General features: G+C 69.2%; 11 protein-coding genes. 2 read left to right on the top strand and 9 right to left on the bottom strand.

From position 1 onward, the window contains the following. Positions 1-104 precede the first annotated feature (104 nt). The 8 genes from ACFVXE_RS12010 to dnaK form a co-directional block, all read right to left on the bottom strand. A complete protein-coding gene (locus ACFVXE_RS12010; RefSeq protein ID WP_389670930.1) occupies positions 105-1,817 on the bottom strand; it encodes an FAD-dependent oxidoreductase in 1,713 nt (570 codons plus the stop codon). Beyond that, the gene (locus tag ACFVXE_RS12005; RefSeq protein ID WP_389670928.1) at positions 1,817-2,080 is read right to left on the bottom strand and encodes a UBP-type zinc finger domain-containing protein; all 264 of its coding nucleotides are present in this window, start codon (positions 2,078-2,080) and stop codon (positions 1,817-1,819) included. Before ACFVXE_RS12005 ends, ACFVXE_RS12010 begins: the two co-directional genes overlap by 1 nt. Before the next feature lie 263 nt (positions 2,081-2,343). Next, positions 2,344-2,802 carry a thioredoxin gene (gene trxA / locus ACFVXE_RS12000; protein ID WP_389670926.1) on the bottom strand — a complete coding sequence of 153 codons (459 nt, stop codon included), beginning with the start codon at positions 2,800-2,802 and terminating at the stop codon, positions 2,344-2,346. After that, complete coding sequence (gene clpB / locus ACFVXE_RS11995; RefSeq protein ID WP_389670925.1) at positions 2,799-5,438, bottom strand: ATP-dependent chaperone ClpB; 2,640 nt, start codon at positions 5,436-5,438, stop codon at positions 2,799-2,801. Before clpB ends, trxA begins: the two co-directional genes overlap by 4 nt. Then, on the bottom strand, positions 5,429-5,836 hold the full coding sequence (locus ACFVXE_RS11990) for a chaperone modulator CbpM (RefSeq protein WP_389670923.1): 408 nt from the start codon (positions 5,834-5,836) through the stop codon (positions 5,429-5,431). The genes clpB and ACFVXE_RS11990 overlap by 10 nt, the downstream gene beginning before the upstream one ends. Next, complete coding sequence (locus tag ACFVXE_RS11985; RefSeq protein ID WP_389670922.1) at positions 5,833-6,780, bottom strand: DnaJ C-terminal domain-containing protein; 948 nt, start codon at positions 6,778-6,780, stop codon at positions 5,833-5,835. Before ACFVXE_RS11985 ends, ACFVXE_RS11990 begins: the two co-directional genes overlap by 4 nt. A gap of 6 nt (positions 6,781-6,786) precedes the next feature. After that, on the bottom strand, positions 6,787-7,398 hold the full coding sequence (locus ACFVXE_RS11980; protein WP_389670921.1) for a nucleotide exchange factor GrpE: 612 nt from the start codon (positions 7,396-7,398) through the stop codon (positions 6,787-6,789). Positions 7,399-7,406: 8 nt separating this feature from the next. Next, on the bottom strand, positions 7,407-9,302 hold the full coding sequence (dnaK, locus tag ACFVXE_RS11975) for a molecular chaperone DnaK (protein WP_389670920.1): 1,896 nt from the start codon (positions 9,300-9,302) through the stop codon (positions 7,407-7,409). Positions 9,303-9,772: 470 nt separating this feature from the next. On the opposite strand from dnaK, the gene ACFVXE_RS11970 reads away from it, so the two are divergent. Continuing rightward, positions 9,773-11,554, top strand: a complete 1,782-nt coding sequence (locus ACFVXE_RS11970) for a PucR family transcriptional regulator (protein WP_389670919.1) — start codon at positions 9,773-9,775, stop codon at positions 11,552-11,554. Between the two features lie 57 nt (positions 11,555-11,611). On the opposite strand, the gene ACFVXE_RS11965 is transcribed toward ACFVXE_RS11970, so the two are convergent. After that, positions 11,612-11,932: a hypothetical protein gene (locus ACFVXE_RS11965; protein WP_389670918.1), complete on the bottom strand. Its 321-nt coding sequence runs from the start codon at positions 11,930-11,932 to the stop codon at positions 11,612-11,614. Between the two features lie 327 nt (positions 11,933-12,259). Between ACFVXE_RS11965 and ACFVXE_RS11960 the strand changes: the two genes are divergently transcribed. Next, complete coding sequence (locus tag ACFVXE_RS11960) at positions 12,260-13,414, top strand: glutathione-independent formaldehyde dehydrogenase (RefSeq protein WP_389670916.1); 1,155 nt, start codon at positions 12,260-12,262, stop codon at positions 13,412-13,414. Positions 13,415-13,632: the final 218 nt, after the last annotated feature.

The raw sequence follows: 13,632 nt of genomic DNA, 5'->3' as shown, positions 1-13,632 counted from the left end.
TAACCACCAGACAAGCACGATCGTCCACACTCTTGTATAAAACAGGAGGTTGAGGCGGTCCTCGACGTTCGCGAGGTTGCTGCCGCTGATGTCGCGGATGCGCCCTACGGGCCGGCGGAGCGGACCAGATTTCCCGTCTTTCCCCGGTGCTCGTGCACGAGGCGGATCGCCATGGCACCCTCACCGGTGGCCGAGGCCACCCGTTTGACCGAGCCGCTCCTGACGTCGCCGGCGGCGAAGACCCCGGGAAGGGTGGTCTCCAGCAGCAACGGACCACGGCCGAGCGAGGCCCACCGGGTCGCGTCGGCCGCCGCCTGGGCCTCGGCGCCGGTGAGGACGAAGCCCTTCTCGTCCAGGGCCAGCACGCCCCTGAGCCATTCCGTGCGCGGCCGGGCCCCGATGAACACGAACAGCGCCGCGGCCCGCAGTTCCCGGCGCTCACTACTTGCGTTGTCCTCCACCGTCAGCGACTCCAGCTTTTCCTCCCCGGAGACGCCCTGGACTTCGGTGTGGAGCAGGACCTCGATCTTCGGGTGCCGTTCCACCTGGTCAACCAGGTAGCGCGACATGTCCGCGTTGAGGTCACTGCCCCGGACGAGGAGGTGGACCCTGGACGCGTGGTTCGCGAGGAACAGCGCCGCCTGCCCGGCGGAGTTCCCGCCGCCGACCACGGCGACCGGATCCGCCTGGCAGAGACTGGCCTCGTGGACCGTCGCCGCGTAGTAGACGCTGACGCCCTCCAGGCGGTCGAGGCCGGGCACCTCGAGCCTGCGGTACCACACGCCCGAGGCGAGCACCACGGCGCCCGCCCGGGCCTGGGACCCGTCTGTGAAGGTGACGACGTATTCGTCGTCCTGCGGGGTGAGCCCGCTGACCTGGGCCGGCACCATGAGGCGGGCACCGAACTTGTGGGCCTGGAGCACCGCGCGTTCGATGAGCTCGCCCCCGGAGATGCCCGACGGGAAGCCAAGGTAGTTCTCGATGCGAGACGAGGTACCGGCCTGGCCCCCGGTGGCCACGGCGTCGACGGCGACCGTGGTGAGGCCGTCGGAGGCCCCGTACACGGCGGCGGCGAGTCCCGCGGGGCCTGCACCGACCACCATCACGTCGCACCGCCCGGCCTCCGGCGAGGGGGCGGGCAGCCCGATGAGCCGGGCGAGTTCGGCGTTGCTCGGATTGCGTAGCACCCGCTCGCCCTTCCAGATGACCACCGGAGTGTCCTCAGGACGGATGGAGAACCGGCGCAGCAGCGCCTCCGCCTCCTTGTCCTTCTCCAGATCCACCCAGCGGTGGGGCAGCCGGTTGCGGGCGGCGAACTCACGCAGCCGCAGCGTGTCCGGTGAATAACACGACCCCAGGATCCGGAAGCCGGCGCCGAGGCCGATGAGCAGATACCGGCGGCCCAGGTAAGCGCGGAGGATCAGGTCGCCGAGGACGGGGTCGCGGCCAACCAGGGCGCGTTGCCGCTCCACCGGCACGGCCAGGACCTCGCCCTCCTCGCGCACCACGGCGGTGTCGAACGCCGCCTGGCCCTCCAGCAGCCCGAGTTCACCCAGGAATCTGCCGGGTCCGTGCACCGCCACCGTGCGCTCGTCGGGCCCGCCGAGGTCGTGGAGTATCTCGACGGTCCCGCTGAGGATCGCGAGGAACTCCCGGAACGGCTCGCCTTCGCGGTACAGCACCTCGCCCTCGGCGGTCCTTCGGCGCACACCGTGCGCGGTCAGGTCCTCGAACTGCTCCGGTGTCAGGCGCGGGAACGCCCCGTATCGGTCCGGTGTCTCGCGGACCGCACTCTGTTTGTGCTCGGCCGCGCTCATCAGACCATGGCCTCGTGGACGTAGCACCAGCGCCAGTCCTCTCCCGGCTGGAAGGACTGCACGATGGGGTGACCGGCGCTGCCCGCGTGCCGCCTGGCGTGCTTGAGGGGCGAGGAGTCACAGCAGCCGACGTGCCCGCAGGTGAGGCAGAGCCGCAGGTGCACCCACGGGGAACGCTCCATGAGGCACTCCTCGCAGCCTTCCGGGGTACGCGGCGTCACTGGGCGCACCATCGCCAGGTGCGGGTCGGGAATCGTAGCCATCAGGGTTCTCCTTCCTGGGTGGGACTGCTCAGCCGCGGCCCGCGATGCTCTCCTTCACTCAGCGGCGCAGCTCCGGGGCGGTGGCACCAGCCCGGGCGGGGCATCGCCGCTCCCGTTCAGAGCCTCCAGCACGGTGTGCACGACTCGTTCGATGCTGCCGTCGACCCGATTTGTTCGTCCATCAACCGGGGATATATTCCGTGCAAATCCGGAGTCTCGGGGACTGCGGTTCGCGGGGATTCCGCGTGGCCGGCCCATCGTGTTCACTCTCCTGCAGTGGTTTGCCGGCCCGCCATCGCCTGCTCGACCCACGAGCGCAGGACGTGCGCGGGTGCTGCGCCGGCCCGCTGGGCGACCGTCTCGCCCTGGTCCAGGACGAGCAGGGTCGGCACCGCCTGCACCTCGAACCGCCGGCTGAGCCGTGGGTTCTTGTCGACGTCGACCTTGACGAGCTTGATCTGTCCGGCGAGGTCCCGGGCGACCTGTTCGAGGGCGGGACTCACCATGCGGCAGGGGCCGCACCAGGTGGCCCAGAGGTCGACGACGACGGGCTGGGTGGCGTTGTCGGCGACCTCGGCGAAGTCGTCGTCGCCCGCGTCGACGATCCAGGGCAGGGGCTGCTTGCAGTGGCCGCATTTGGGGCGTCCCTCGGCGGCCACCGGAATCCGGTTGTCACGCCCGCAGTTCGGGCAGGTCACGGTCGTCGTCCGGGTGGTGCTCACGCCGCCCTCGCTTCCCGGGCCCCCTCCGGCTGGTCGTAGGTGACCACCAGCTCTCCGTGTTCGGCGTCGACGCGGACCGTGGCGCCGTCCTGGACGTCGCCGCGCAGCAGGGCGCGTCCGACCAGCGTCTCGACCTCGTGGGAGATGTAGCGGCGCAGGGGCCGAGCCCCGTACACCGGGTCGTAGCCCTGGTGGGCGATCACCTCACGGGCCGGGTCGGTGAGTTCGACCGCGATGCGGCGTTCGGCGAGCCGCTGCCGCAGTTCGTCGAACTGCAGCTCGACGATCTGCTCGATCTGCCGCTCACCGAGCGGCTTGAACAGCACGATGTCGTCGACGCGGTTGAGGAACTCCGGGCGGAAGTGCCCGCGCAGCTCGCTCATCACCAGGGCGCGGGCGTCCGGCTTGATCTCGCCCTCGGCGGTGGCACCGTCGAGGAGGTGCTCGGAACCGATGTTGGACGTCATGATGATCACGGTGTTGCGGAAGTCGACGGTGCGGCCCTGAGCATCTGTGATGCGGCCGTCATCGAGGATCTGCAGCAGGGTGTTGAAGACATCGGTGTGCGCCTTCTCGATCTCGTCGAACAGCACAACGGAGTAGGGCTTGCGGCGTACGGCCTCGGTGAGCTGGCCGCCTTCCTCGTAGCCGACGTATCCGGGCGGTGCCCCCATCAGTCGGCTGACGGTGTGCCGCTCCTGGTACTCGCTCATGTCGAGGCGGACCATGTTCTCCTCGGAGTCGAACAGGGTCCGGGCGAGGGTCTTGGCCAGCTCGGTCTTCCCGACGCCGGTGGGGCCGAGGAAGATGAACGAGCCGATGGGGCGGCGAGGGTCGCGGATGCCGGAGCGGGCGCGGATGATGGCGTCGGCGACGAGCTTGACGGCCTCGTCCTGGCCGATGACGCGCTCGCGCAGGATCTCGTCGAGGCGCAGCAGTTTCTCGCGTTCGCCCTCCTGGAGGCGGGCGACGGGGATGCCGGTCCAGGCGGCGACGATCTCGGCGATCTCCTCCTCGGTGACGACCTCGCGCAGCAGCCGGTTCTGCCCTTGTTTGGCAGCCAGTTGCTCCTCCTCCGCGGCAAGTCGGCGCTCCAGGTCCTGGAGTCGGCCGTAGCGGAGTTCGGCGGCGCGGTTGAGGTCGTAGGCGCGTTCGGCCTCCTCCGCGTCGTGGCGGACCTGCTCCAGTTCCTGGCGCAGTTCCTGCACGCGGCGGATCGCCTGCCGTTCGGCCTCCCACTGGGCGTGTTTGGCGTCGGCCTCGCCGCGCAGGTCGGCCAGTTCCCTGCGCAGCTCCTCCAGGCGGGTCTTACTGGCTGCGTCGGTCTCCTTGGACAGAGCCGCGTCCTCGATCTCCAGGCGGGTGACGCGGCGGGTGATCTCGTCGAGTTCGGCGGGCATCGAGTCGATCTCGGTACGCAGCCGGGCGCACGCCTCATCGACGAGGTCGATGGCCTTGTCGGGCAGGAACCGGTCGGTGATGTAGCGGTGACTGAGGGTGGCCGCGGAGACCAGCGCGGTGTCCTGGATCTTCACGCCGTGGAAGATCTCCAGGCGTTCGCGCAGTCCGCGCAGGATGGAGATGGTGTCCTCCACGCTCGGCTCGTCGACCACGACCTGCTGGAAGCGGCGTTCGAGGGCGGCATCCTTCTCGATGTGCTTGCGGTACTCGTCGAGGGTGGTGGCGCCGATCATGTGGAGTTCGCCGCGGGCGAGCATCGGCTTGAGCATGTTGCCCGCGTCCATGGCCCCTTCGGCGGCGCCCGCGCCGACGACGGTGTGCAGTTCATCGACGAAGAGCAAGATGCGCCCCTGAGCGGCCTTGACCTCGCTGAGCACGGCCTTGAGGCGTTCCTCGAACTCGCCGCGGTACTTGGCGCCGGCGACCAGGGAGCCCATGTCGAGGGCGAACACGATCTTGTCGCGGAGCCCTTCGGGCACGTCGCCGCGGACGATGCGCTGGGCGAGGCCCTCGACGATTGCGGTCTTGCCGACGCCGGGATCGCCGATGAGGACAGGGTTGTTCTTGGACTTGCGGCTGAGGATCTGGGTGACGCGGCGGATCTCGGCGTCCCGGCCGATGACCGGGTCGAGCCTGCCGGCCCTGGCCTCGGTGACGAGATCGCGGCCGTACTTCTCCAGAGCCTCGTAGGCCACTTCGGGGTTGGCGGAGGTGACGCGCTGGTTGCCGCGGACCTGGGTGAGCGCGCTCAGGAACGAGTCCCTGGTGATGCCGGCCTGTTTGAGCAGTCGCCCGGCGGCTGTTGAAGAGCTCTCCTCAGCCAGGGCCAGCAGGAGGTGCTCCACGGAGACGTACTCGTCCTTGAGACGTTTGGCCTCCCGTTCGGCGGCGTCGAGCAGGCGGGCGAGGCGCTGGGTGACGAAGACCTGGCCGGGTGCCGCGCCGGGACCGGTGACCTTCGGACGGCGGGAGAGTTCCTCTTGCACGGCCGCGCGCAGTTCCTTCGGCAAGGTGCCGGCCTGTTGCAGCAACCGTGGGATCAGACCGTCCTCCTGATCGAGAAGTGCGAGCAGCAGGTGTTCACCGTCGACCTCTGTGTGCCCCATGCTGACGGCCGCGGTCTGGGCCTCCTGGAGGGCTTCCTGGGACTTCTGGGTGAGACGGTTCATGTCCATGGGGGTGTTTCACTCCTCGGGCCGCGGCCGCGCAGGGCGGATTCGAGCAGGCTGATGCGATCGAGCAGGTCGAGCACCAGGCCGATGGATGCGTAGTTGAGGCAGAGTCCGGAGCGCAGCCGCTGGATGCGAGCGAGGTCCGCCGGGGCCGTGGGGTCGAACACCAGGCGCCCCGCGCCGTCGCGTTCGGCGTCGACCAGGCCGAGGGCGACGAACCGGCGGATCAGGTCGGGGTGGAGGCCCGAGCGACGGGCCACGGCGTCCAGGGAGAGCCTGGGGGTGGGCACGAGCGCGTACCGGACAGCCGTCGAGGCGGTGATGTCGGTGCCCGTCCGTGCCGGGCGATCGCCCACGCCGGCCCGGCCGATGCCTGCCGCTCCCGCGGGTCGGTCATTCATCGCGTCCTCCTGGGGTCGAACGAGGAGGTGGCGGCGAGCTCCTCGAATAGTTCGCGCTCCCGGCCGCCGACGGTGGGCGGCACCACGATGCGGAGTTCGGCGTACAGGTCGCCGTTCGCGCCGCGCGGGTTCGGCATTCCCTCGCCGCGCAGTCGCAGCCGTCGGCCGCTGGACGAGCCCGCGGGCACCGTGACCTTGGCCGTGCCACCGCCGGGCGTGGGCACCGGCACGGTCGCACCCAGGGCCGCCTCCCAGGGGGCGACCGGGACCTGGACGTGTACGTCGCGGCCGTTCAGCCGGAACCGGGGGTCGGGCTGGATACGCACCCGCAGGTACAGGTCGCCCGCGGGGGCGTCACCACCACCCCGGCCGCCCTCGCCCGCCAGCCGGATGCGCTGCCCATCGGTCACGCCCGGCGGCACGTCGACCTCGTACCGCCGCGGCTGCCCGGTGGGGCCGGCGAGCGTGACGGTGCGACGGCCGCCCCTGTACGCCTCCTCGACGGTGAGCGGCAGCTCGGCCTCCTGGTCCGCTCCGGGGACGCCACCTCGGGCGGCGCCGGCTCCGAACATGGAGCCGAGCAGGTCCTCGATGTCGATGCTCTCCGCGCCGAAGTCGTCGCCGAAGCCGGTGGCGTACCGGACACGGGGGCCTCCCGCGCCCGCGGTCCTCCCGCCGCGGAAGCCGCCACCCGCCGCGACCCGTTCGTCGAAGTCCTCGGGGATCTTGCGGAAGTCCTCGCCGAAGCGGTCGTAACGGGCCCGGGTCTTCGGGTCCGACAGGACGCTGTATGCCTCGTTGAGGTCCTTGAAATGCTCCTCCGCCCCCGGGTCCTTGTTGACGTCGGGGTGGTACCTGCGGGCAAGCTTGCGATATGCCTGCTGGATCTCGTCCTGGCTCGCGCTCCGCGACACGCCCAGCACCTCGTAGAAATCCCGTGCCATGACCGGTCACTCCCGCTTCGCGACAGTGACCGCGGCCGGTCTGAGCTGCCGCTCGCCGTCGCCGTATCCCGGGCGCAGCACCTCGACGACCGTGCCCGGTGTCGCGTCGGGGTCCTGGACGACGCCGACCACCTCGTGCCGGGCCGGGTCGAAGACGACGCCGGTCTCCGCGTGCCGCGGGTAGCCGAGCAGTTCAAGGACGTTCACCGCCTGGTCACGGACCGCCCGGACGCCCTCCACGATCGCGCCAGGATCGGCTCCGGCATGGGTCAGGGCGAGTTCGAGGTTGTCCACGACGGGCAGGAAGGCGGCTGCCGTACGGGAACGCTCGACCGTCCGCTCCCGCTCCAGTTCCCTGGCGTGACGCTTGCGAAGGTTGTCGAGGTCGGCGAGCGCGCGCCGCCAGCGGTCCTCCAGTTCCTGGATCGCGGTCGCATACTCGTCCTCGGCAGGCGCGGGGCCGGCGGCGTCGGGCCCCGGTTCGTCGTTCGCCGCTTCCGGCCGGGGCGGCGGGCCCGGTTGCGGCAAGTCCCCGCGAGGAGGGCGTACGGCGCCTTCCGGGACCGGTTCGACCGGATCCGACGCGGCCCGGTCGGGTTCCTGGGGGTGGCTGTGCATGGCGCGCCTCAGTCCTTGTCGAACTCGGCGTCGATGACATCGTCGCCACCGCCAACGCCACTGGTGGGACCATCGGCGGCGTCCTGGCCGGGACCGCCCGTGGCGGCGGCGCCCTGATGGGCCACCAGCCCGGCGAGCACCTGCTGGAGTTCGGAGGTCAGGGTCCGTACGCGCTCCACGTCCGCCTCTTCCTTGACCGCCGCCCGGGCGTCGGACACGAGCATCTCGGCGCGTGCCTTCTCGTGCGCGGGCGCTGCGTCGCCCAGTTCGGCGAGGCGCTTCTCGACCTGGTAGGCGACGGCGTCGAGTTCGTTGCGGGCGTCGACGGCCTCGCGGAGTGCCTGGTCCTGGCCTCGGTTGTGCTCGGCCTCCTGGACCATGCGTTCGACGTCACTGCGGTCCAGGTTGGAGCTCTCACTGATGGTGATGCCCTGTTCCTTGCCGGTGTCCCGGTCGCGGGCCCTGACGTTGAGGATGCCGTTGGCGTCGATGTCGAAGGTGACCTCGATCTGTGGTTCGCCCCGCGGCGCCGGCCGGATGTCGGTGAGCTGGAACCGGCCGAGCACCCGGTTGTCGGCGGCCCTCTCGCGCTCGCCCTGGAGGACCACCACATCGACGGCCGGCTGGTTGTCCTCGGCGGTGGAGAAGGTCTCGCTGCGGCGCACCGGGATGGTGGTGTTCCGCTCGATGATCTTCGTCATCACTCCGCCGCGCGTCTCGAGGCCCAGCGACAAGGGTGTGACGTCGAGCAGCAGGACGTCCTTGACCTCGCCCTTGAGCACCCCGGCCTGGATCGCGGCGCCCAGGGCCACGACCTCATCGGGGTTGACGCTCATGTTGGGTTCCTTGCCGCCGGTCAGCCGGCGCACAAGGGCCTGGACCGCCGGGATACGTGTGGAGCCGCCTACGAGGATGACCTCGTCAATGTCGCTCTCGCCGACCTTGGCGTCGGCCATTGCCTGCTGGACCGGTCCAAGGCACCGCTCCACCAGGTCGCCGGTGATCTGCTCGAACGTGGAACGCATGATCGAGTCGGTGAGGTGCTTGGGTCCCGAGGCGTCGGCGGTGATGAATGGCAGACTGACCTGAGTCTGCGTCACCGAACTGAGCTCGGTCTTGGCCTTCTCCGAAGCCTCGAACAGGCGTTGTAGCGCCTGCGGATCCTTGCGCAGATCGATGCCGTTCTCCTTCTGGAAGTCGTCCGCGAGGTAATCCACCAGACGCCGGTCAAAGTCGTCACCGCCCAGGTGACTGTCGCCCGCCGTGGAACGCACCTCCACCACGCCGTCGCCGACGTCGAGGATGCTCACATCGAAGGTGCCGCCGCCCAGGTCGAAGACGAGGACGGTCTCGTGCTGCTTCTTGTCCATGCCGTACGCGAGGGCAGCCGCCGTGGGCTCGTTGACGATCCGCAGCACCTCCAGACCCGCGATCCGTCCGGCGTCCTTGGTGGCGGTGCGCTGAGCGTCGTTGAAGTAGGCGGGCACCGTGATGACCGCCTCCGTGACTCGCTCCCCGAGCTGCTTGGAGGCGTCGTCGGCGAGTTTGCGCAGCACCTGTGCGCTGATCTCCTCAGGCGCATAGAGCTTGTCGCGCACCTTGAAGCGGGCCGCCCCGCCGTCGCCTTCGACGACGTCGTACGCCACCGCCCTGACCTCGTCGGAGATCTCGTCGAAGTGCCGGCCGATGAACCGCTTGGCCGAGTAGATGGTGCCCTTGGGATTGAGTATCGCCTGGCGCCGGGCCAGCTGGCCCACCAGACGTTCCCCGGTGTCGGTGAAGGCCACCACGGACGGTGTCGTGCGGTTGCCCTCGCTGTTGGGCACGACGGACGGCTCGCCGCCCTCCCACACGGCGATCACCGAGTTGGTGGTGCCCAGGTCGATGCCCACTGCCTTGGCCATGAGGAACTCCTCCCGATGCGGCGGCCTGCGCCGACGCTGCGGAACCGATCGTTGAGGTATGGGCGGGACGTCCGGACGAAGCGGTCGTCGACGAGGCCGTACGGCTGCTCGGCGGGCTGCGGACCACCAGCGCCGGCGACGACGTACCGGCTGGGCTGCATCGAGCGGACGGGGGGCGAAACCTCGATCCGAAGCCGCAGGACCCGCCTCGTACGTGTCAACGGGCCTGCGAGGCTTCTCGACCATCGCCCAGCTCTTCTTGCCGGTGCGCATGGCGCCACCCGCACGCCCCAGACTCGCTTACCAAGCGTCTCTACGCCTGCGCCCGGCAGGTCAAAAAACAACGGAGCCCGTTGCCCCGCGAGCACGAGACGAAGACTCCGAACATCTCGGGTATGTTGGTCGGAGGGGCGTACAGGAACGGTCGCATTCACCTTTCTGAGGGCCTGTTGGGGGAAGGGAGCAATCCCATGACCAGCAGCCGGGCGCACAACCTGTACCGCCACCGCTCCGACCGGGAGGGCAGCCTTCCGCGGGGCAGCGCCGGGCGGCAGTCCACGGCCGCGCGGAGAGAGCCCAGCCCACCCGTTCCGACCCCAGCCGACCATGCCCTCCACGAACTGATGGTGCTCTCCAGCGCCCAGTTCGACACCCGGGACGAAGGCGAGATCCTGCGCCTGGCCATGGACCACATAGCCGCCGCGGGGCCATACAGCGCCGAGGCCGGATACCTCAGGGTGGACGGCGACCTGGTCCCCGGCCCGAGGGGCGGGCAGATCCATGCCTTGGCCGTGGACCGGAGGGTGCGGGAGCTGGCTGGGCGAGACGGCCCTGTGGCCGTACCCGGCCAGCCCTGGGGCCGGGCCCTGGGGCTGCGCGGACTTGAGGGACTCCACGGCTACCTCGTAGTGACGTCCCGCTCCCGGCCCACCGAGGCCGAGCGATCCCTGCTCGCCACGCTCGTCCGGCACACCGCTGCTGCTCTGTCAGTCGCCTTCACAGACCGCCGCCGACGCGAGGACGCGTTGGAGCTGCACCGGCTGAGGAAGGAACGAACAGCCCTCCAGCGGCAGCTGATCTCCGTCGTGGCTGAGTTGGGGTACCAGCGGGCTGTTCACGCGCTCATGGCCGATGTCGCTGCGTCGGGCGGCGGCGAGGAAGCCATCACCCGCACACTGCACGAGCTCACTGGACTCCCCGCGCTGGTCGAGGACCGCTTCGGTCGGCTGAGGTCCTGGACCGGCCCCAGCCGCCCCGACCCCTATCCGGAACCGGACCCCCTGCGCCAGGACGAAATGCTGCACGCCGTTGCCCGGGAGGTCGGGCCGGTGCGGATAAAGGACCGACTGATCACCCTGGTCCGCCCGCACGGCGAGATGCTGGGTGTGCTGGCTTTGGTCGATGCCCAGGGCGAGGCCGATGAGCACACCGTGCTCGCGCTGGAAGACGCCGCCACGTCGCTCGCCCTGGAGCTGGCGCACCTGCGTAACCTGGCCGAATTGGAGCTGAGGCTGCACCGCGAGCTGGTCGACGACCTCCTGGCAGGGACGAACAAGGCGAGCGCCTACGCCCGGTCCGAGGCAGTCGGACACGACCTGCACCGCAGCCACTACATCGTCGTGGTGCAGTGGTTGAACCGGACTGCGGACGATTCCTTCGCGCATACCGTGGGCCGGGCAGCCTCTGCCGTGGGCATGCGCTCGCTGCTGACCCGACGTTCCGACCACGTGGTCCTGGTCGCCGACGACAGGCCGCACGCCCGCGCGCTGTACGAGGCGCTCGCCCGGGAGACCGGGACACGGTCCGGGACGATCGGAGTGAGCGCCCCTTGCGACTCCCTGGACGACATCCCCCACCGCTACCAGGAGGCGCAGCGCGCCCTGGAAGTGCGCCGCCGCTCCCGTGAGCGCTACGGCACGACGTTCTTCGACGAGCTCGGCCTCTACCGCATCCTGGGACCTGGCAACGATTACCGGGAACTGGAGACGTTCGTCCACGAGTGGCTAGGGCAGCTCATCGACTACGACTCCCGGCACCACGCGGCCATGGTGGAGACCCTGTCCCGGTACTTCGACTGCGGCGGCAACTACGACGAGACCGCCGAATCCCTCGCGATCCACCGCAGCACGCTGCGCTATCGGCTCCAGCGCATCCGCGACATCAGCGGCAACGACCTCGCGAACGTCGAGGACCGCCTCAACCTCCAGGTGGCGACCCGAGTGTGGACGATCGTGCTGGGCCGACCCGGCTAATGCCCCGCCAGAACTGTCGTGCGAGCGGTGCCAGCGGCAGTTGGTCGGGCTGCCCCATTATGGAAGGCGTCCGGTTCCGCGCTGACCCGCAGCGTCGCGGCGCATGGTGTTGAGCGGGTGTTCCCTGTCGTATCCCGTGCGGTCGCTCTTGGTGTAGAAGGGCGCGTTGAGATGGCCGGCCAGCGGAGGGGGCAGGTCGTCGCCGAGCGGCAGGAAGGTGTACACGCCTCCGGGCGAAGACGGTACGGCGGCCACAGCGATCTCGGTGACGGCAGGCGTGGACCACTGCGCCCTGGAGTCGTCCAGTCCTTCTTCGTTCCCGGCTTCCGCGACCGTCACCCGCAGTGCTGTGACATGGAATTCCCGTAGTTCCGTCACGGTTGGTCGGCCCTGCAGTAGGGATGACCAAATATTCTTCGCCGATCTCCGGTTGACATGCAGTGTCCCGGTGGGAGGCTTTAGTTGAGTGCTCTGGACGGCGCATCGGTTGCGTTTGCTGCTGCGGCCGCAGAGCCACCGGGAAGCAGTGGCCCGGACTTTGCCGTGCGGCTCCTCGGTAAATGAGTGAGCATTTTGCGAAACCTCTTCACCACGTGTCGGTCAGTTGTGTACCGGCGCTGGTATCCGTGCGCGTTTCCCGCGGCGCATACATAGCAATCGCGATTGATTCATTCGCGAATCCATATCGGACAGGAGGGAATCCCCATGAGGGCTCTGGTGTATGACGGGCCGCGGTCGGTGAACGTGCAGGACGTGCCGGACGCGAGGATCGAGCGGCCGACGGATGTGCTCGTGAAGATCACTTCCACCAACATTTGCGGGTCGGACCTGCATATGTATGAGGGGCGCACGGACATGGAGACGGGGCGTGTCCTCGGCCACGAGAACATGGGGGAGGTCATCGAGGTCGGCGACGGCGTGGACCGTGTGCGGGTGGGGGACCTCGTCTGTTTGCCGTTCAACATCAGCTGCGGGTTCTGCCGCAACTGTGACAACGGGCTGACCGCCTTCTGCCTGACCACACCGGTGGATCCGACGATGGCCGGTGCCGCATACGGCTTCGCGGGAATGGGCCCCTACAACGGCGGTCAAGCAGAGTTCCTGCGGGTTCCGTACGGCGACTCCAACTGCCTGGTGCTGCCGGAGGACGCGCGGGAGAAGCAGACCGACTACGTGATGCTGTCCGACATCTTCCCGACCGGTTGGCACTGCACGGAGCTGGCCGGCGTGCAGCCGGGTGAGACCGTTGTCATCTATGGCGCGGGGCCGGTCGGTCTGATGGCGGCGCTGTCGGCAAATCTCAAGAGCGCGGCGCAGGTGATGGTCGTCGACCGTCACCCGGACCGGCTCGCACTCGCAGAGCAGATCGGTGCGATTCCCATCGATGACTCCAAGGCCTCGCCGATCGACCAGATAAACGAGCTCACCAACGGTCTGGGAGCCGACCGCGGGTGCGAGTGCGTGGGCTACCAGGCGCACGATCCTCAGGGTGTCGAGCACCCGAACCTGACGCTCAACAACTTGGTGCACTCGGTGAAGTTCACCGGGAAGATCGGGGTCGTGGGTGTCTTCGTGCCGCACGATCCGGGGAGCCCGGACAAGCTGTACAAGGAGGACGGCGAGGTCGCCTTCGACTACGGCCTGTACTGGTTCAAGGGCCAGTCGATGGGAACCGGCCAGGCCAACGTCAAGGCATACAACCGACAGCTGTGTGCCCTGATAGAGCAGGGCAAGGCCAAGCCCTCATGGATCGTCTCCCACGAGCTGCCGCTGGACCAGGCCCCCGCCGGCTACCAGCACTTCGACGCCCGTGACGACGGCTGGACCAAGGTCGTCCTCCACCCCAACGGCTCGAGCTGACAGACGCGGGCCCACACCCCCCGTGCGCAAGGGCTCGCACGCGCGGATGGCGGGACTGAGCGTCTCGTCGGAGGGTCGTACCTCGCGTCGACTGCGGGAGGATTGTCCTTTTGGTCCGTCAGCATCGGCTCGCTGTAGGTGACTCAGTGCGTCTCCTCGTCTTCCTCCGCGCCACTCGTCCGTCCGTCGGCCACCGGTCCCCCCGTCCCGGCCTGATC

Source organism: Streptomyces sp. NPDC058231, from assembly GCF_042882275.1.
In the GTDB taxonomy this organism is placed as follows: domain Bacteria; phylum Actinomycetota; class Actinomycetes; order Streptomycetales; family Streptomycetaceae; genus Streptomyces.
This window is presented reverse-complemented; position numbering and strand designations above follow the sequence as displayed.